Annotated in this window: 17 protein-coding genes; 8 read left to right on the forward strand and 9 right to left on the reverse strand. The window is 69.1% G+C overall.

The features are described from left to right. Positions 1 to 217 precede the first annotated feature (217 nt). Positions 218 to 985: a response regulator transcription factor gene (locus ACGFY9_RS04970; protein WP_033284298.1), complete on the reverse strand. Its 768-nt coding sequence runs from the start codon at positions 983 to 985 to the stop codon at positions 218 to 220. Positions 986 to 1246: 261 nt separating this feature from the next. Here ACGFY9_RS04970 and ACGFY9_RS04975 point away from each other — a divergent pair, with 261 nt between their 5' ends. The 4 genes from ACGFY9_RS04975 (at position 1247) to ACGFY9_RS04990 (ending at position 4467) form a co-directional block, all read left to right on the forward strand. Then, positions 1247 to 1717, forward strand: coding sequence for a GNAT family N-acetyltransferase (locus ACGFY9_RS04975; protein WP_393752041.1), 471 nt, complete (start codon positions 1247 to 1249; stop codon positions 1715 to 1717). Between the two features lie 62 nt (positions 1718 to 1779). Beyond that, positions 1780 to 2691 carry a sulfotransferase family protein gene (locus ACGFY9_RS04980; RefSeq protein WP_393752043.1) on the forward strand — a complete coding sequence of 304 codons (912 nt, stop codon included), beginning with the start codon at positions 1780 to 1782 and terminating at the stop codon, positions 2689 to 2691. Between the two features lie 55 nt (positions 2692 to 2746). Then, positions 2747 to 3985 (forward strand): MFS transporter, encoded by a 1239-nt coding sequence (locus ACGFY9_RS04985; RefSeq protein ID WP_393752045.1) that lies wholly within the window; start codon positions 2747 to 2749, stop codon positions 3983 to 3985. Next, on the forward strand, positions 3982 to 4467 hold the full coding sequence (locus tag ACGFY9_RS04990; protein WP_393752047.1) for a hypothetical protein: 486 nt from the start codon (positions 3982 to 3984) through the stop codon (positions 4465 to 4467). The genes ACGFY9_RS04985 and ACGFY9_RS04990 overlap by 4 nt, the downstream gene beginning before the upstream one ends. A 42-nt stretch (positions 4468 to 4509) precedes the next feature. Here ACGFY9_RS04990 and galK read toward each other — a convergent pair whose 3' ends face one another. Genes galK through galT form a run of 3 tightly spaced genes read right to left on the reverse strand, consistent with a single transcriptional unit; the run spans position 4510 to position 7686 of the window. Next, positions 4510 to 5652: a galactokinase gene (gene galK, locus ACGFY9_RS04995; protein WP_393752049.1), complete on the reverse strand. Its 1143-nt coding sequence runs from the start codon at positions 5650 to 5652 to the stop codon at positions 4510 to 4512. A 10-nt stretch (positions 5653 to 5662) separates the two neighbouring features. Continuing rightward, entirely contained in the window at positions 5663 to 6628 is a 966-nt protein-coding gene (galE, locus tag ACGFY9_RS05000) for a UDP-glucose 4-epimerase GalE (RefSeq protein WP_393752051.1), read from the reverse strand. Continuing rightward, positions 6628 to 7686 carry a galactose-1-phosphate uridylyltransferase gene (gene galT, locus ACGFY9_RS05005; RefSeq protein WP_393752053.1) on the reverse strand — a complete coding sequence of 353 codons (1059 nt, stop codon included), beginning with the start codon at positions 7684 to 7686 and terminating at the stop codon, positions 6628 to 6630. Before galT ends, galE begins: the two co-directional genes overlap by 1 nt. A gap of 157 nt (positions 7687 to 7843) precedes the next feature. On the opposite strand from galT, the gene ACGFY9_RS05010 reads away from it, so the two are divergent. Together ACGFY9_RS05010 and ACGFY9_RS05015 are read left to right on the forward strand one after the other, a co-directional pair. Beyond that, positions 7844 to 9532 carry a sodium:solute symporter family protein gene (locus ACGFY9_RS05010; RefSeq protein WP_393752055.1) on the forward strand — a complete coding sequence of 563 codons (1689 nt, stop codon included), beginning with the start codon at positions 7844 to 7846 and terminating at the stop codon, positions 9530 to 9532. A gap of 21 nt (positions 9533 to 9553) precedes the next feature. Continuing rightward, positions 9554 to 9883, forward strand: a complete 330-nt coding sequence (locus tag ACGFY9_RS05015) for a hypothetical protein (protein WP_393752057.1) — start codon at positions 9554 to 9556, stop codon at positions 9881 to 9883. Between the two features lie 423 nt (positions 9884 to 10306). Here the strand turns inward: ACGFY9_RS05015 and ACGFY9_RS05020 are convergent, their stop codons facing one another. Beyond that, entirely contained in the window at positions 10307 to 11401 is a 1095-nt protein-coding gene (locus ACGFY9_RS05020) for a MerR family transcriptional regulator (protein WP_393752059.1), read from the reverse strand. A gap of 250 nt (positions 11402 to 11651) precedes the next feature. Next, positions 11652 to 12065, reverse strand: a complete 414-nt coding sequence (locus ACGFY9_RS05025) for an ATP-binding protein (RefSeq protein WP_393752061.1) — start codon at positions 12063 to 12065, stop codon at positions 11652 to 11654. A gap of 218 nt (positions 12066 to 12283) precedes the next feature. On the opposite strand from ACGFY9_RS05025, the gene ACGFY9_RS05030 reads away from it, so the two are divergent. Together ACGFY9_RS05030 and ACGFY9_RS05035 are read left to right on the forward strand one after the other, a co-directional pair. Next, positions 12284 to 13135: a helix-turn-helix domain-containing protein gene (locus ACGFY9_RS05030; RefSeq protein ID WP_393752063.1), complete on the forward strand. Its 852-nt coding sequence runs from the start codon at positions 12284 to 12286 to the stop codon at positions 13133 to 13135. Between the two features lie 8 nt (positions 13136 to 13143). Continuing rightward, positions 13144 to 13347: a DUF397 domain-containing protein gene (locus tag ACGFY9_RS05035; RefSeq protein WP_393752065.1), complete on the forward strand. Its 204-nt coding sequence runs from the start codon at positions 13144 to 13146 to the stop codon at positions 13345 to 13347. A 146-nt stretch (positions 13348 to 13493) separates the two neighbouring features. Here ACGFY9_RS05035 and ACGFY9_RS05040 read toward each other — a convergent pair whose 3' ends face one another. From ACGFY9_RS05040 to ACGFY9_RS05050, 3 genes are all read right to left on the reverse strand, one after another. Further along, positions 13494 to 14186 (reverse strand): LuxR C-terminal-related transcriptional regulator, encoded by a 693-nt coding sequence (locus ACGFY9_RS05040; RefSeq protein WP_393752067.1) that lies wholly within the window; start codon positions 14184 to 14186, stop codon positions 13494 to 13496. Positions 14187 to 14389: 203 nt separating this feature from the next. Further along, positions 14390 to 16222 (reverse strand): PQQ-binding-like beta-propeller repeat protein, encoded by a 1833-nt coding sequence (locus ACGFY9_RS05045; protein ID WP_393752069.1) that lies wholly within the window; start codon positions 16220 to 16222, stop codon positions 14390 to 14392. 46 nt (positions 16223 to 16268) lie between these two features. Beyond that, on the reverse strand, positions 16269 to 18014 hold the full coding sequence (locus ACGFY9_RS05050) for a PQQ-binding-like beta-propeller repeat protein (RefSeq protein ID WP_393752071.1): 1746 nt from the start codon (positions 18012 to 18014) through the stop codon (positions 16269 to 16271). Between the last annotated feature and the right edge of the window lie 115 nt (positions 18015 to 18129).

The following is an 18129-nucleotide window of genomic DNA, read 5'->3' on the forward strand; positions in this document are numbered from 1 at the left end:
CCGCCGAGCACATGCAGAATCCTCCGCGCCCAACAGGGCGAACCGGCAGGTCTCCTACGCCAGTTGACCGCCCCGTTCGACAACATCCCCGGCCAGGCCGACCGGACCCACGCCCGCACGCCGGGCGAAAGTCACCGCCGCGAGGGTGGAATGGAACCCCACCCCGCCGAGCACATGCAGAATCCTCCGCGCCCAACAGGGCGAACCGGCAGGTCTCCTACGCCAGTTGACCGCCCCGTTCGACAACATCCCCGGCCAGGTCGACGGGACCGACCCCCGCGCGCCGGGCGAGTGCGACCGCGGCGAGGGTGGAGTGGACTCCCAGTTTGCCGAGTACGTTCTGCATATGCGTTCGGACTGTGTGCGGGGAGAGGAAGAGCCGCTCGGCTACCGCCTTCCGCCCCAGGCCGGCCACCATGCAGCGCAGCACTTCCCGTTCCCGCGGAGTCAGTGACTCCACGAGCCGCTCGCTCTCGGTGCGGTGCTTGCGCGCGGCCGTCAACTCCCGCAGGACGCCGGTCAGCAGGGCGGGTGGCAGGTGCGTCTCGTCGCGAAGCACCCCTCGGATGACGGTTAAAAGCCTGGACAGCGAGCAGTCCTTGGCGACCCAGCCGGACGCCCCGGCCTGGAGGGCCAGCGCGGCCCGGCGCGGATCGTCCTTCTCGGCCAGCACGACCATCCGTACGCTCGGCTGGGCCGAACGGACCCCGGCGACCAGGGAGATCCCGTCCACCAGCCCGTCCTCGTTGCCCGCCTGAACAGGCACGGCGGGCCGGACGCCCGGCACGTTGCCGCCGAGATCGGCGTCCACCAGCAGGACGTCGAATCTGCGGCCCTCGGCGTTCGCGCGCTCCATGCAGCGCAGCGCGGCAGGACCGCTGCCGGCCGCGGACACGTCGACATCGGGCTCGGCGGCCAGTGCCGCGGCGAGCGATTCGGCGAAGATGCGATGGTCGTCGACGACCAGGACTCGGATGCGAACCACGAAACCCCCTTCCCCAGGCTCCTGGTGGAGCAGGGGATACCTCATCGTCGGGAGACGAAGCGATGATTGCGGGTACGACGCCCGGGAGCGGCCTGCGCCGCACGGCCGCCGCCGTGCAGACACTGCTACCCCCACATCGGGCGTCGTACCCGACTTGTCTCGCCCCCTGAACAGCACCGGCCCCCACCGGTGCTGTTCACAGCGTACGGCCGGGGCGCAGCAGCGGAACCCAATTTGCAGAACTGACTGTCCGGCGCGTTTATGGTGAGCCGCATGTTTCGTATTGAGACGGAAGTCGACAAGGAGCGACGCGATCTGCTCCGCGCCCGGCTGCTCGAAACCAACACGGCCGCCTCCCCGGTGCTGCGCGCCCTGCGCGGAACCCCTCGCGAACGTGAAGTTCCGCTCCAGGTGTGGGCGTTGGACGAGACGGGCGGGCTGGCGGGCGGGCTGGTCGGGCACAGCTGGGCGGACTGGCTGCACGTGACGTACCTGTGGGTGGACGGCCGCCACCGCGGAACGGGCCTTGGCTCCCGCCTCCTCGGCGAGGCGGAGCGCATCGCCCGCGACGAGCGCGGCTGCGGGGCGGCCCGGCTGGAGACGTGGGACTTCCAGGCGCCGGAGTTCTACAAGAAGCAGGGGTACGAGGTGGTGTGCGTGATCCCGGACTACCCGCCGGGGCTCACCGAGTACACCCTGACGAAGAGGCTGGGCCGGACGAACCCCGGGTGAACACATCCGAAGCGAACGAGACGCTCAGCCCAGTCTCATACTTTCCTCTTACCGTGCCCGCCATGAGCATGCTGCGGAAGCTGAACTCCAAGCTCGCCGAGACGACCGGGTACCAGATACGCCGGGTGCCCCCGCCGCCCGGTGCGACGTCGGCGGGCTCCCTCGGGGGGATCCCCGCGCCGCGCGGTTCCCGTCCCGCGCGCCCCGACCCGGTGGTGGCGGAGGCGCCGACGGTGGATCCGGCGGTCGACCGGCTGCTGGAGCGGCCGGTGTTCATCCTGACCTCGGTGCGTTCCGGGTCGACGCTGCTGCGCATGATGCTGGGAGCGCACTCCCGGCTGCACGCCGCGCACGAACTCCATCTCACCGGTATCGAGGTCTACTTCAAGTCGGGCACCCCCACGGAACGTTCCCTGCGCACCCTGGGCCTGGGCCACGAGCAGTTGGAGGGCCTGCTCTGGGACCGCGCCCTGCACCGTGAACTGGTCAAGTCCGGCAAGCAGTTCATCGTGGAGAAGACCCCCGGCAACGCCTTCCAGTGGCAGCGCATCGCCGAGACCTGGCCCGACGCCCGCCTCGTCTTCCTGCGCAGACACCCGGGCGCGGTGGCCCGCTCCTGGCACGAGGCGGTACCGGACCGCACCCGTGAGGAAGCGGCCGAACGCGTCCTGAAATACATGGAGTCCATGGAGGAGGCCCAGGCCGAGCTGGGCGGCCACACTCTGCGCTACGAGGACCTCACCACCGACCCGACCGCCGAACTCCGGTCCCTCTGCGCCTACTTGGACCTCCCCTACGAACCCGGCATGACGGACTACGGCAGCAGCCTGGAGAACGCTGTCCTGGGCGGCGGCTTCGGCGACTGGAACGACAAGATCCGCTCCGGCCGGGTCCAACCGGACCGCCCGGCACCGGCGTTGGAGGAGATCCCGGAGGTGCTGCGGCCGATGTGCCGGGCGTGGGGGTATCTCTAGGTGAAGTGGCCGGTTGTGGCCCCGCGTCGACGTGGGTCGCTTAAAGTCCCTGGCCGTGACATCCACTTCAGCCACCACCGCCGAGAGTCCCGGAACATCATCACTGTGGCGTGAGCCGGCGTTCGTGCTGCTCGCGACCGCGCGGACCGTGTCCGTGCTGGGCAACGGCTTCGCCGCCGTGGCCCTCGCCTTCGCGGTCCTCGCCCTGCCCGGAGCCGGTCCGGGCCGGCTGTCGCTGGTGCTGGCCTGCCAGGCGTTGCCGCAGCTGATGTTCATCCTGGTGGGCGGGGTCATCGCGGACCGCATGTCACGCGCCCGCCTGATGGCGCTCGCGGAACTGATGGGTGCCGTGGCGTACACGGGTCTGGCCACGCTGGTGCTGACCGGGCACGCACCGCTGCCCGCGATGTGCGTGCTGGCGGTGGCGGCCGGTACGGCCTCGGCCCTGTTCATGCCGGCGATGGACGGCATCGTGCCGCTGATCGTCTCCACCGAACGCCTCCAGCGGGCCAACGGCACGCTGCGGGTGGGCACCAACAGCGCCCGGCTGCTGGGCCTGGCGCTGTCGGGTGTGACGGTGGCCCTGGTGGGCGCGGGCTGGGCGCTGGCGTTGAACGCCGCGTCCTTCGTCGTCAGCGCGGCCCTCACGGGCCGCCTCCCAGTCGCCGTACGCCCGCCCAGGAATTCCTCCGGCTGGGCCGATCTCCGCGAGGGCTGGCGGGAGTTCGCGTCCCGCCAGTGGCTGTGGGCCGTGGTGGCCCAGTGGTCGATCGTGGTCGCGGCGCTCAACGCGAACGTGGGAGTCCTCGGCCCGCTGACGGCCGACCGCTACCTCGGCGGTGCCCGCGCCTGGTCGGTCATCGTCGCCGCACAGGCCCTGGGCACGATCGCCGGCGCGGGCCTGGCCGCCCGGGTCCGGGTCCGCCGCCCGATCCTGGTGGCCGTACTCGCCACCTTCCCGGCGGCCGTCCCGATCGCCCTCCTCGCCGTCCGCGCCCCGGTCTGGCTGATCGCCGCCGCGATGTTCACCGCCGGCATCTCCAATGACGTCTTCGGCGTCCTGTGGGCCACCACCATCCACCGCGAGATCCCCGAGGAGTCCCTCTCCCGGGTCAGCTCCTACGACGGCTTCGGCTCCCTGGCCTTCGCCCCGCTGGGACTGCTCATCGCCGGCCCCCTGGCGGCGACGGTGGGCCTGGGTCACACGCTTGCGGGGTGCGCGGGGCTGGTGGTCGTGGCCACGGCGGCGGCACTGTTGGCTCCTGGGGTACGGGGGCTGCGCAGCACCCCGTGACGGAGGAGGACGAGGCCGTGGACATCTGGTCGGACTGCTCCGCGTGGAGCCGCCGCATCCTGACCGCCGCCGACCGGCTCGCCGACGACCGTCACATCCAGCGGCGGCGATACGAGAACTGGCGGCTGCATCCGGACTCGGCCGACGTGCTGGTGCGGATGCTGCTCACGCTGAGCATCCATTCCCTCGTGCTGGATGCCCTGGCCCAGGGGCAGCCGTACACACCGGCGATGATCGGGCGGCTCCGGCTGGCCGACGTGGCGCACGCGGTGACGAAGCGGCCCGATCATGAACTGCTCGCCGGTCTCCCCGCTCTCGGCGAGATCGACCGACTACAGGTCGACGTGGTGCGGATCCTCACCTACGACAGCGCGTCCGCGCTGACCGCGGCGCGGCTCCGCGCACTGGTTCACAGCGCGCTGCACCGACTGGGCGAGAGCGTCGCCGCCGAGGATCCCGTCTGCGACGACGTTCCCGGGTGAGCGGGACGCCCCGGCACCCCGGGGCGTCCTCGCCGTCACCCGTCAGCTCAGTCGCCGCGCCCCCGCCGAAGGCACCGCCGGGAACACGCGCGGGGCCGTGTAACCCGCCGCCGCGAACGCCTCCTCGACCGCCTTCGTGACCGTGTCCGCCTCCGCGGCCTCGACCAGCACGACCGCCGAGCCGCCGAAGCCGCCGCCCGTCATCCGGGCGCCGAGCGCACCCGCGCCGACCGCCGTGTCGACCACGAGGTCCAACTCCGGGCAGGAGATGCGGAGATCGTCGCGGAGGGAGATGTGGCCCTCGGTCAGGACCGGGCCGATCGCGCGCACGTCTCCCGCGTCGAGCAGGGTGATGACCTGGTCGACGCGGTGGTCGTCGGAGACCACGTGGCGGACGTAGCGCTGGATCCGTTCGTCGGAGAGGCGTGCCAGGGACGACTCCAGGTCCTCGTACGCCACGTCCCGCAGGAACGGGACGCCCAGCTGGCGCGCGCCCTCCTCGCAGCCCTCGCGGCGTTCCGCGTACGCGCCGTCGCCCAGCGCGTGCTTCACGCGGGAGTCGACGACCAGGAGCGAGAGGCCCTCGGACGCGAGGTCGAAGGGGATCTGGCGGATCGACAGGTCCCGGCAGTCGAGGTGAAGCGCGTGACCCTCCTCGCAGCAGGCCGAGGCTGTCTGGTCCATGATGCCGCAGGGGACGCCGACGAAGTCGTTCTCCGCGCGCTGCGAGAAGCGCGCCAACTCCGGGCCGGACAGGCCGAGCTGGAAGAGGTCGTTCAGGGCCAGGGCCGTGACCACCTCAAGCGCCGCCGACGACGACAGGCCCGCGCCCGTGGGGACCGTGGACGACAGGTGGATGTCCGCGCCGGTCACTTCGTGGCCCGCCTCGCGGAGGACCCAGACCACGCCCGCCGGGTACGCGGCCCAGCTGGTGTTCGTGCGCGGGGCGAGTTCCTCCACGTGCAGTTCCACGACCGGGCCCTCGATGTCCGCCGAGTGGAGGCGCAGGACGCCGTCGCTGCGGCGGGACACCGCCGCCACCGCCGTGTGCGGCAGGGCGAGCGGCATCACGAAGCCCTCGTTGAAGTCGGTGTACTCGCCGATCAGGTTGACCCGGCCCGGCGCGGCCCAGACGCCCTCGGGAGCGGTGCCGTACAGCTCCTCGAAGCCCTCAAGTACACCCACGTGTTGTCTCCTAACCCTTCGATACGTTCTGCGCGAACGCCCACGCGTCCGCGACGATGCCCGCGAGGTCCGCGCGGGACGGGTTCCAGCCGAGCCGTTCCTTGGCCCGGGCCGCCGAGGCGACCAGGGTCGCCGGGTCGCCGCCGCGGCGCGGGGCCACGACCTCGGGGATCGGGTGCCCGGTGACCTGGCGCACGGTCTCGATGACCTGGCGGACGGAGAAGCCCTCGCCGTTGCCGAGGTTGCAGATCAGGTGCTCGCCCGGGGTCGCCGCCTTCAGCGCCAGCAGGTGTGCGTCGGCCAGGTCCGCGACGTGGATGTAGTCACGGACACACGTGCCGTCCGGCGTCGGATAGTCGTCGCCGTAGACCGAGATCGCGTCGCGCTTGCCCTGGGCGACCTGGAGGACGAGCGGGATGAGGTGCGACTCGGGCTGGTGCCGCTCGCCGCAACTGCCGTACGCGCCCGCGACGTTGAAGTAGCGGAGGGAGACGGCGCCCAGGCCGTGGGCCTGTGCCTCGCTCGTGATCATGAAGTCGACCGACAGCTTCGACGCGCCGTAGGGGTTCGTCGGGGAGGTGCGGGCGGTCTCGACGATCGGGACCTCGTCGGGCTCGCCGTACGTGGCGGCCGTGGAGGAGAAGACAAGCTTGCGGACGCCGGCCTCGCGCATGGCGGCGAGGAGGGCCATCGAGCCGCCGACGTTGTTCTCCCAGTACTTCTCCGGCTTGACGACGGACTCGCCGACCTGGGAGAACGCGGCGAAGTGGAGGACCGCGTCGTACGAGGAGTCCAGCCACTTGGCGGCGTCGCGGATGTCGCCCTCGATGAACGACGCACCCGCCGGCACACCCTCACGGAAACCCGTCGAGAGGTTGTCCAGGACGGTGACCTCGTGGCCCGCCTCCAGCAAGTGCTGGGCGACCACGCTGCCGACGTATCCCGCGCCGCCCGTGACCAGGTACTTACCGCTCATCAACTCGCTACCTCTCGCAGTCGCTGTGCCGCGAACTCCGGCGGCACGTCGTTGATGAACACGCTCATGCCGGACTCGGAACCCGCGAGGAACTTCAGCTTGCCGGACGTACGGCGAATGGTGAAAAGCTCAAGGTGGAGAGCGAAGTCGTCCCTGCTCACCCCGTCGAACTCCTCCAGCGTGCCGAACGGCGCCTGGTGCCAGGCCGAGATGTACGGCGTCGGAGGCTCGCCCTCACCGAAGATCCGGTCGAAGCGCCTCAAGAGTTCCAGATAGACCTTGGGGAACTCTGTGCGGGCCGCCTCGTCGAGGCCGAGCAGATCGGGCACCCGGCGCTTGGGATACAGGTGGACCTCGTACGGCCAGTGCGCGGCGTACGGCACGAAGGCGACCCAGTGTTCACCCTCAAGGACGACCCGCTCGCCGGCGAGTTCGCGCTCCAGGACCGAGTCGAAGAGGTTCTCCCCGCCGGTCGCCTCCTTATGAGTCGCCAGTGAACGCAACATCAGGGCGGTGCGCGGGGTGGTGAACGGGTAGGCGTAGATCTGGCCGTGGGGATGACCGAGGGTCACACCGATCTCTTCGCCGCGGTTCTCGAAACAGAAGACCTGCTCGACGGAGGGAAGATGCGACAGCTCCGAGGTCCGGTCCGTCCACGCGTCGAGGACGAGGGCCACCTGCTCCTCGGTCAGCGAGGCGAAGGACGCGTCGTGGTCCGAGGTGAAGCAGACCACCTCGCAGCGACCCGAGTCGCCGGCCAGCGAGGGGAAACGGTTCTCGAACACGACGACGTCGTACGACGAGTCCGGGATCTCGCTGAGCCGGTCGCCCGTGGTCGGGCAGAGCGGGCACTGGTCGGCCGGCGGGTGGTAGGTGCGGCCCTGGCGGTGCGAGGCGATCGCCACCGAGTCGCCGAGCAGCACGTCCCGCCGTACCTCCGAAGTGGTGACCGTGCGCTCCAGCGGGCGTCGGTCCACCGCGTCGCGCACGGTGTCGTCCCGCAGGTCGTAGTAGATGAGCTCACGACCGTCGGCCAACCGGGTCGAGGTCTTCTTCACGCCGGGCTCTCCATCCGTACGTACATCCACGCCGCATCCGGGCTTCACACAGAACTAAACACATCAAACCACCAATCCCCCCAGTCGTCACCATCAAAATCAAACAAAGAACACCAACCAAAGACATCGAACAGACATCAACCAAGGTGAGCGCTTGATGCAGACCCTGCAGACCCCCACCTCCCTCGCCGCGGAGCTACGGCTCCCGACCAACGGGCTCGACTACACGATCCTGGCGATCTACTTCGTGGTCGTCCTCGGCATCGGCCTGGCCGCCCGCAGATCGGTGAAGACGAGCCTCGACTTCTTCCTCTCCGGGCGTTCCCTGCCCGCGTGGATCACCGGTCTCGCCTTCATCTCGGCCAACCTGGCCGCCACCGAGATCCTCGGCATGGCCGCCAACAGCGCGCAGTACGGCGCCTACACCGTCCACTGGTACTGGATCGGCGCCATCCCCGCCATGGTCTTCCTCGGCCTGGTGATGATGCCCTTCTACTACGGCTCGAAGGTCCGCTCGGTCCCCGAGTTCCTGCTGCTGCGCTTCGACAAGGCCGCACACCTGCTGAGTTCGATCCTGTTCGCCTTCGCCGCGATCCTGATCGCGGGCGTCAACCTCTACGCCCTCGCGATCGTCGTCGAGGCGCTGCTGGGCTGGCCGCAGTGGGTGGCGATCGTGGTCGCCGGTGCGTTCGTGCTCGCGTACATCACCCTCGGCGGGCTGTCGTCGGCGATCTACAACGAGGTCCTCCAGTTCTTCGTGATCCTGGCGGCCCTCATCCCGATCTCCTACCTCGGCCTGAAGAAGGTCGGCGGCTGGGACGGCCTGACCCACAAGCTGGACGCGACCCACGGCCACAACTTCACCACCGCGTGGGGCGGCACGGGCATCGGCAGCGTCAACCCGCTCGGGGCGAACTGGCTCACGATCGTCCTCGGCCTCGGCTTCGTCCTCTCCTTCGGCTACTGGACGACCAACTTCGCGGAGGTCCAGCGCGCGCTCTCCGCGAAGAACCTGTCCGCGGCCCAGCGCACCCCGCTGATCGCCGCGTACCCGAAGGTCTTCATCGTGTTCCTGGTGATGATCCCCGGCCTGGTCGCCGCGGCGCTCGTCCCGAAGATCGGCACCAGCGGCTCGGACCTGCAGTACAACGACGCGATTCCTTATCTGATGCAGGAGCTGCTGCCCAACGGCGTCCTCGGCATCGCAGTGACGGGTCTGCTGGCCGCGTTCATGGCCGGCATGGCGGCCAACGTGTCGTCCTTCAACACGGTGTTCACGAACGACATCTGGGCGAAGTACGTCGTGAAGGACCGCGAGGACGAGTACTACGTACGCTTCGGCCGCCTCATCACGGTGATCGGCGTAGCGGCGTCGGTGGGCACAGCCTTCCTGGCCTCCTCCTTCTCCAACATCATGAGCTACCTCCAGACGCTCTTCTCCTTCTTCAACGTCCCGATGTTCGTCGTCTTCATCGTCGGCATGTTCTGGAAGAAGGCCACCCCGAAGTCCGGCTTCTGGGGCCTGCTCGCGGGCACGGTGACGGCGATGGTGAACTACTTCTGGATCTACAAGCAGGGGATCATCTCCATCCCCTCCGACCAGGGCGCCAACTTCGTCTCCGCGATCGCCGGGTTCGTCGCGGGTGCGGTGGTCATGTTCGCGGTGTCCCTGTTCACACAACCGAAGCCGGCGGAACAGCTCCAGGGCCTGGTCTACGGCACGACGTCCCCCGGCATGACCGAGGCGCCGGCCGCGGGCGACGACGCGTGGTACCGCCGGCCCGCACTGCTCGGCTGGGGCGCGGTGATCCTGGCCGCCGTCTGCTACATCCCGTTCTCGTTCTAGTCGCGGGAGGATTGAGAAACCATGTCTGAGAACTCAGGACACTCCGAACACTCCGGGCACGACGTCCAGCGCGAGGTCAGCGAGCTGGAGGGCAAGTCCACGACGGCGTCCCGCCTGTTCGATCTGCGGCTGATCATCGGTGGGTTGTTCGTCGTCTACGGCCTCATCGTCACGATCGCCGGGATCAGTCCGTCCCAGGCGACGCTCGACAAGGCCGAGGGCGTCAACATCAACCTGTGGACCGGGATCGCGATGTTGCTGCTCGGGATCTTCTTCCTGGGCTGGCTGAGGCTGCGGCCGACACCTCCGGTGGAACTCGCGGAGGTCACGGAGAAGGAAGAGGGGGCTTAGGTCGTCTGCCGGGCGCGGGTGAGCTGTGGCTGGTCACGCCCACGCGGCGGAGCCGCACATGTCACAGCCCCGCGCCTCTAGGGTGTCGGTGCTCGCGGTGTTGGTCAGTGGACCTGTGCCCGTCGCGCCCGCGCGGCGGAGGGTTTTCCTGCGCCCAGAAACTGACCGCGCGAGCCCGCACGGCTTGGCCCCGGCTGGCCGCCGTGCACGTCCGCCACTGCGGCCAGTTCGCCCACGTGGACGGCGAACTGGCCGCCGGCGAAAGCATCAAGCTCATGCGCCTGCGGCGGCTCCGTTACGACCTGGGGCTTCGCCCTCTACCTCGCCACCCCGGGCGTCTGACCAACGCCACACAGCACCCGGCTCCGGAGTCAACCCTCGAAGGACCTCGAAGGACTTCGAAGGACTTCCGAAGCCGACCGGTTAGTTTTCCAGGCGGACAGGCATCAGCATCGAAAAGGCGCCCTCGCCGTCGGTCCGGCGGATCGCCAGGGGCGCCGTAGGGGCACCGAACTCCAGAATCAGTTGGTCCCGGGCTCCGGCGGCGAGGGCATGCAGCAGGAACTCGCGATTGACGGCGATGTTGCCCTGGCCGTCGTCACCGTCGTCACAGACGCACACCGTGCCGTCGCCCGCCACCTTGAGCACGCTGAGGTCACAGGACACGCCGTCCTGCTCGCGCACCTCGCTGACGCGGGCGGAGCCGGTTTCCACCGCCGCCCGGAAAGCCGGGACATCGACGAGGGCACGGTGCCCTGCCGGCAGGCGGACGAGGCGACGGTAATCAGGAAAGTCGTGATGGAGAAGCTGCCCAGCCGCCTGACGGTCCCCTGCCTCCAAGGCCACGCGGTCACCGTCCACAGTGAGCTGGACGGATGCATCGTCACTCAGCAGCGCTCGCATCGCGTCGGCGAGTGGGGATGGCACGATGACCTGCACACGGGGCCCGCCATGCCCGGTGGTACCGGCTTGTGCGACTGCCATCCGGTACCGGTCGGTAGCCACGACATGGAGCGTCTCACCCTCGATGTCGAACAGGACACCGCCGAGCATCGGCAGCTCCGGGTCGGTACTGGCGGCGAAGCGGACCGCGTCCAACGCCGCGGCCAACTCAGGCGCGGAGACAGCCAACCGGACGGTGGCGGTGTGGAGCGAAGCCATGGGATTCTCCCTGCGTTCGAGTAGCGCTCGGACCGTGGAGAACTCAATGCGGGCATCGGACAGCCCCAGTTCAAGACGACACAGATGCGCCTGAAGCAGCTTCCGCACCAGGTCGGGGTTCTCACTGGACCAGCCGGCCAGCACCAGCCGAATGTCCGCCAAGGGCATACCAGCCCGGCGCAGCCGGGCCAGCAACCGGGCCTCTTCAAGCTGCTCGGGGCCGTACCAGCGGTAGCCACTCACCGGATCCACCCAGGCCGGGACCAGCACGCCGGCACCGTCGTAGAACCGCAGGGCGCTCACGCTCAGTCCACTGTCCCGAGCCATCTCACCAATACTGCGCATCTCGCTCTCCACACCCGGAACTCTGAGCCCTCCACCAAGTCGAGGGTCAACCCCCAGCCAGCCGACTCGAATATGAACAGCATCCGGGTACAGAGGCGAGACCGGCCGATGGAGGTCGAGGAGGAAGAACGACCCGCGCCGAAACGCGGGCAGGCCGACAGCAGTGCGCCTCAGATATCAACGCCCACGGCACCGGCTCCGGAGTCAACCCCCGAAGGACTTCTGGAGCCGACCACTTGGTTGGTCAGGGACGAACTGGTCGCTACGTCACCCCCAGTTCGCACCACACGTACTTGCCGCGCCGCCCGTTCCTCGACAACGGCTGCCAGCCCCAGAGATCGGCGCAGGCCCGTACCAGGGCGAGGCCTCGGCCTGCTTCGGCGTCCAACAGGTCCGCCAACTGGCCCGGCGGCTCAGGGGGTTCGGGGTCCGCGTCCCACGCGCCGACCCGCAGCACCCCCGCCGACCAGCTCACGCGGAGCATCACCGGCCCCTTCGTGTGGAGTACGGCATTGGCCACCAGCTCCGTCGCGACGAGTTCGGCCGTGTCCGCGACCCCGATCAGGCCGTGCACGGTGAGGACGAGGCGCAGGGTGCGGCGACAGACGGTGACGGCACGGCGATCGTGCGGGACGGAGAGGGAGTACTCCCAGGGTTCCGGCTCGGTTTCGGGCATGCGTGAACTCCGTTTGGTGAGAGGGGAGTTGGCGGGTCGCTGTGAGCACGGGCAGTGGCATTGCCGCAGCCGTCATGGCAGGACGGAGTGGTGCGCTTCCGAGGTCCCGGGTTCCGCAGCGTGTGCGTCGCGTCACCAACGGTAGGCCTTTATTTACAGGTTCAGCAAGTCGATCGCGTAATCTGACCCCGCAAGTGCGTTGAACCAAGGAGCAGTTCATGGCATTGAGGCGCGAACCAACGGCACGTCAGGTGCGCCTGGGTACCGAAATGCGCAGGCTTCGTGACGCGGCAGGCCTCACCGGCCGCGAGGCGGCAGCGCTGCTCGGGGTGAGTTCCGTCCAGATCAACCAGATCGAGTCCGGCCTCAGCGGCGTGAGCGAGAAGCGGCTGCGCCGCCTTGCGGCCCACTACATGTGCACGGACGAGGCATTCATCGATGCCCTGGTCGCGATGGCCACCGACCGAACGCGCGGCTGGTGGGAGGATTACCGGGGCCTGCTGCCCACGTCTTTTCTGGACCTCTCCGAGCTGGAGCATCGCGCCACCTACCGCTGGGACGTGGACTTCCTACATGTCCCCGGCCTGCTCCAGACGCCGGACTACGCCCGCGGGATTCTCGGGTACAGAGTGCCCGAACTCCCCAAGAACGAACTGGACTTGCGGGTCCGGCACCGACTCGAACGGCGCGTCATCTTCGAGGGACGCCAGCCCACCCCGTACGAGGCCGTGATACATGAGTCGGCGCTGCGCATCCGGGTCGGCGACCGCACCGCGTCCCGGGTTCAGCTCACCCACCTCCTGGAGTCCTCGGAAGCGGATCACATCACCGTACGTGTGATTCCGTTCGACCTCGACGGTTTCGCCGGCGCCGACAGCGCCATGGTGTACGCGGGCGGCAGCGTAGCCAGACTGGACACGGTCGTACGCGACACACCCCTGGGGGCGGGCTTCATCGACTCCGAGGCCCAACTCAGCTCGTTTCGAACGCTCTTCCGTAGAATGGAGGCCGCGTCGCTCGATCCTGAACGATCGCGCGACTTCATCAACCGACTGGCGAAGGAACTGTGAGGCGCACCGTGACCACCCCCGTGAACTGGCAGAAGTCGTCCTTCTCGGGAAGCGGCGACGGCAACGCCTGCCTCGAACTCGCCACCACCCCCACCGCCTTCCACCTCCGCGAAAGTGACGCCCCCACCACGCACCTCACCACCACCCCCACGGCCCTCGCCGCCCTCCTCGACGGCATACGGTCCGCCGGCTTCGCCGGAAGGGAGTGCTGAGCGGGGCTGCCGTATCCACCGTCATGGTTGTCCCGTTCACACTCCGAGGGACTCCAGGAACGGCAGGTAGGGGTAGCGCGGTCGCGGGGTCCCGTGTCGGTCGGGACTCCTCCCGCACCCACCGCTGATCCGACACCAGAACTCGCCTACGCGTCCGGCCCCGCCGAATGATTCACCGGCCCCGCCCTGTCGAGCAGCCCCGTCCGCGCCGCCAGTGCCGCCGCCTCCAGCCTCGACCCCACCCCCAGCTTCATCAGCACCCTCTGCACGTGGGTGCGGGCCGTCGACGGAGCGATGCCCATGCCCGCCGCGATCAGGCGGGTGTCCTCGCCGTCTGCAACCCGGACCAGGACTTCCACCTCGCGTGGGGTGAGCATCTGGAGCAACCGCTGGCCCTCGTCATCGGGTTGGGCTGCCGGGTTCAACAATTCGCTGAAGGCGCCCTGCAACAACTGCGGCGCTACGGCCGCCTCTCCCGCCCGCGCCTTCATGATCGCCCGCTCCACACCCTCGATGCGCTCGTCGTGGCGGACGTAGCCGGACGCGCCTGCGGCGAAGGCCGCTGCTATGCCTCGCGGGCTCGGGACCGGGCCCAGGACCAGCACCGCCACCTGGGGACGTTCTCGCTTGATCTTCACCACCGGGTCGAAGATGCCCGGTTCGGCCGGTGTCGCTGTGCCCAGTAGGCATACCTCGGGGGCGCGGGTGATCACCAGCTCGGCCGCGCCCGCCGCGGGTGCGGCCGCTGCCAGCACCCGGTGTCCCCGCAGCTTCAGTGCCGAGGCCAGTGCCTCGGCGAGCAATCGGTGGTCGTCGACCACCATCAGCCGCACTCCCATCGAGCAACCCCCCAGTCCCCCCAATGGATGCCCACTATGGATGCCCACCGGTCCCCAAGAACAGAGGGCCCCCAGCACCCCCGCCCTTCATGCCCCCGGAAGCTACACGCTTGTTCGACGTTGCGCTGCCCCTACCGGAGAGAAGTGCCTTGGATCGACGGACTTTTTCGCATTCCTGGCATTCGGGAGTGATGGGAGTGAAGTCAGCTTGTTGTGCCGAAGGCGATCGCCAAGTCCTTGTCGCCTGTCGACGATGACGACGGCTTGTCCGCGTAGACCGTCGACATGTAGAGGTGGCCCTCCGCGTAGAGGATCTCCGCGTAGTCCGGCAGGAACGTGGTCTCCGTCCCCCGTACCGTCTCCGTGCTCGGGTTCTCCAGCAGCTTCGTCTCCTTGAAGGAGGTGCCGTCGATGCTGACGATCTGGCCGCCCTTGTCGTAGGGCGGGGACTTGTAGGCGATGACGTTGCTGCCGTCCATGCGCAGCGGGGTGATCGTGTAACCGTCGCCCGCGTCGGCGCGCTGGCCGGTCTGCTTGCCGGTGGCGAGGTCGAAGGCGACGATCTCGTTGGTCTGGCTGTAGGAGTCGCCGGAACCGTCGTGTTCCTCGGTGGGCACGTACAACCGGTCGTTCCCTACGGCCAGTTCGGTGCAGTACTCGACGCGCGTGATGCCGTCGCAGCGGGCCGCGTACTGCTTGCCCGGCGCCGGGATGTGCGAGCGCAGCGCGCCCGTCTTGTTGTCGATGGAGAAGAAGTCCGAGATGCCGCTGCCGTCGCCCGCGCTGTCGCCGACGTCCGCCGCGACCACCAGCGGGTCGGTCGACACGATGCTCGCGTACTCGATGCCCTCGGCCATCTTGTAGTCCGAGATCACCTTCCCGGAGACCGGGTCGATGGTCTGGATGTGGAGGACGGGCGCGTCGTACGTCCCGCACCGGCGCACCGCGACCAGCTTGGCGCCGCCGCCGTAGCCGGCGTCGTAGCAGTCGGCGGCCTTCGGGCTCCACAGGACCTTGCCGGTGGAGATGTCGAAGGCGGCACCGCCGTCGGTGCTGCCGACGGCGACGGTGTTCGCGCTGACGGTGACGTTCTCGAAACTGATCGCCTGGTCACCGGAGTTGGCGGTCTTCGTCCACAGCTTGGTGCCGGTGTTCAGGTCGATCGCCGCGATCTGGCTGCAGCCGTGCGAGGGCTTGTCCTTGGTCGGCATGGCGGGCTCGTAGAGGATGGCCGTCTTGCCGTCGGTGGTGGTGTGCTTCGTCGCCTGGCAGACCGGGCCGGGAAGTTTGATCGTCCATTGCTTCGCGCCCGTGTCGCGGTTGTAGCCGACCACCTCGGCGCTGCCGCTCTTCGCGTACACCTTGTCGGTGAGCCAGGAGCCGGAGGTCACCATGGTGTCGCTGACCTTGGGCATCGGGACCTCGAAGAGGACCTTGGAGGCCGGGTCGGCCGGGACCTTCTCCTTGCCGCCCGAAGTCGTGCCGCCGGTGCCGCCCTTGCCGTTCGTGCCACCCGTGGAGCCGCCGGCGGTCGCGGTCTTCTTCGTGTCGTCGTCCTTCTTGCCGGACGAGGACGAGTACCAGATCCCGCCGCCGACGATCAGCGCGATCGCCACGACCGCGGCGGTGATGATCACTGCGGGCGCCCCGAACTTCCGCCCGCCGCCGCCCGGTTGGCCCGGCTGCGGGTGCAGCGGCATGGTCGGCTGTCCCGGGTAGCCGTAACCCGGCTGCTGGCCATAGGGGTTGGGCTGCTGACCGTACGGCTGCTGCGGTTGCTGCTGCGGCTGGGCGTACGGGTTCGGCTGCTGGCCCGGGTAGCCGTAGCCGGGCGGCGGGGCCTGCGGGGGTCCCTGGGGGGCTTGGGGCTGCTGGGGTGCCTGGGGGTAGCCGTAGACCGGCTGCTGGGGCGGAGGCGGCTGCGGGTGGCCGTAGCCCGGCGGGGTCTGGGGCGGCTGCTGCGGGGGCTGGTCCTGGGGCGGGCCGAAGCCGCCCTGCGGGGGCTGGTTCGGGGGTGGCGGTGGGGGCTGGGTCATGACGAGTACCTCGGGGAGGACGGCGGGACGGGGAGAAGTCGGGGTCTCACTTGCCGTACGCGAGCATCAACTTCTCCTTCGTGTCGTCATTGCCGTTCAGCCGGGTCGAGGAGATGTAGAAACGCCCGTCGACGTAGTCGATGTCCCGGGAGAAGAAGCTCGACTCGATCTGCGCGGTGCCGGCCGGCATCTGCAGCAGCTTCGTCGTCGCGTGCGAGGAGCCGACCGTCGGGATGGACACGACCTGGCCGCCCGCGTCGTAGGAGGCGTCGACGTAGGCGAGGAGCTTGCCGCCCTCGGCCTTGATCGGGACCATCGACTCGTCCGCGGGTGACTTGACGCGCCACTTCTCCTTGCCGGTGGCGAGGTCGATCGCGACGATCTGGTTGGCGCCGGTCGTCGCGTCCGTCGGGAGGTACAGGGTGCTCGCGTCGACGGCGACGCCCTGGCAGCCCTGGAGGTCGCTGTCGATGAACGACGAACCGCAGGTGGGCGCGAACACGGCCTTGGAGTCGACCTGCGAGCGGACCGAACCGTCGTTCTTCAGCGTCGAGATGTTCCAGTGCTTGTCGTCCGAGTCGGTCATGTAGAGGACGACCGGGTCCACGGAGTAGACATGGCCGACCGTCCAGCCCTTGGGGATCGACTTGGTCCACTTGGCCTTGCCGGTCGCCGGGTCCAGCTCCTGCACCTCGTCGTGCTCGGTGGAGGAGCCCGCCCCGCAGGACGCCACCGAGATCAGTTTCGCGCCGCCCGCGAAGCCGCCCGGGAAGCAGGACGCGCCGTACCGCTTCTTCTCGAAGAGCTTCTTGCCGGTGTCCACGTCGTACGCGATCCCGGACTGCGAGCGGCCCACCATCAGGGTCTTGCCGGTGACGGACAGCCCAATGCTGAGCACGCTGTCGAAGAGATCGCCGTCCGGGACGACCGCCATCCAGCCCTTCGCCCCGGTGTTCAGGTCGAACTGCTGGAGCTGGTTGCACTTGGCGTTGTCACTGACACCGCTCTCGTACGCCACGACGATCTTGCCGTCGGACGACTGCTGCGCGGTGACCGCGCAGATCTTCTGCGGGAAGGTGACCGTGGGCCAGGTCGGGTTGCCGTTGCCCACGTTGTAGGCGACGAGTTCCTTGTACGCCGCCTTCACCGCCGTCTTGCCGGTGATCCACATGCCGGGGGCGTCGGCGCCGGAACCGGGCGCGTCCGGCGCCTCCTTGTACCAGAGCACCTTCGCCTCGCCGGACTTGCGGCCCTCGTTGAGGTTCTCGGGGTCCTTGGCGCCGTCGCCGCTGCCGTCACCGGGGTTGGCGGGGTCGTCGGCCGCGCCGCTGGAGGAGGGCGACGGACTGTCACTCCGCTCGGCCACCGGCTTCTTGTCGTCACCGCCGCTGGTGACCGCCCACACCGTGCCGCCGACGACCAACAGCCCCGCCACCGCGGCCGCGATCACCAGCGCGGGCCGCCCCTTGAAGGGGTTGCGCGAGCCGCCGCCGGGGGGCGGCGGGGTGAACTGAGGCGAGGGTGGCGGGTATCCGTACCCGCCGTAGGGCGGCTGCTGACCGTACGGACCCGGCTGCTGCGGCTGACCGTAGGGGCCGGGTTGCGGCAGCGGCCGGCCGTACGGTCCCGGCTGCTGCGGCTGGCCGTAGGGGCCAGGCTGTTGCTGCTGCGGATAGCCGTAGCCGGGCTGCGGTGGAACGGGAGCCCCGAAGCCGCCGGACGGTGGCTGTGGCGGCTGGTTCGGCGGCGCTCCGTAACCGCCGGACGGCGGCTGTTCGGGCGGCTGAGTCATCAGCGGCTCCCCCTCGTTCACTGATTTTTAGCCACGCCCCGAGGTTCACGAAGGATCCGGAGGCGCATTCAAGCAGGTCTCAGACGGCTCTTTCTATCACTGAGCTGTCCATGAA

The organism is Streptomyces sp. NPDC048504, assembly GCF_043200035.1.
Lineage (GTDB): Bacteria > Actinomycetota > Actinomycetes > Streptomycetales > Streptomycetaceae > Streptomyces.

What these genes read in the sequence shown, in the direction of transcription:
- ACGFY9_RS04975 (WP_393752041.1), top strand. Translation starts at nt 1,247, where the DNA reads ATGGTGAGCCGCATGTTTCGTATTGAGACGGAAGTCGACAAGGAGCGA.
- ACGFY9_RS04980 (WP_393752043.1), top strand. Translation starts at nt 1,780, where the DNA reads ATGAGCATGCTGCGGAAGCTGAACTCCAAGCTCGCCGAGACGACCGGG.
- galE (WP_393752051.1), bottom strand. Translation starts at nt 6,628, where the DNA reads ATGAGCGGTAAGTACCTGGTCACGGGCGGCGCGGGATACGTCGGCAGC.
- ACGFY9_RS05010 (WP_393752055.1), top strand. Translation starts at nt 7,844, where the DNA reads ATGCAGACCCTGCAGACCCCCACCTCCCTCGCCGCGGAGCTACGGCTC.
- ACGFY9_RS05015 (WP_393752057.1), top strand. Translation starts at nt 9,554, where the DNA reads ATGTCTGAGAACTCAGGACACTCCGAACACTCCGGGCACGACGTCCAG.
- ACGFY9_RS05025 (WP_393752061.1), bottom strand. Translation starts at nt 12,065, where the DNA reads ATGCCCGAAACCGAGCCGGAACCCTGGGAGTACTCCCTCTCCGTCCCG.
- ACGFY9_RS05030 (WP_393752063.1), top strand. Translation starts at nt 12,284, where the DNA reads ATGGCATTGAGGCGCGAACCAACGGCACGTCAGGTGCGCCTGGGTACC.
- ACGFY9_RS05040 (WP_393752067.1), bottom strand. Translation starts at nt 14,186, where the DNA reads ATGGGAGTGCGGCTGATGGTGGTCGACGACCACCGATTGCTCGCCGAG.
- ACGFY9_RS05045 (WP_393752069.1), bottom strand. Translation starts at nt 16,222, where the DNA reads ATGACCCAGCCCCCACCGCCACCCCCGAACCAGCCCCCGCAGGGCGGC.
- ACGFY9_RS05050 (WP_393752071.1), bottom strand. Translation starts at nt 18,014, where the DNA reads ATGACTCAGCCGCCCGAACAGCCGCCGTCCGGCGGTTACGGAGCGCCG.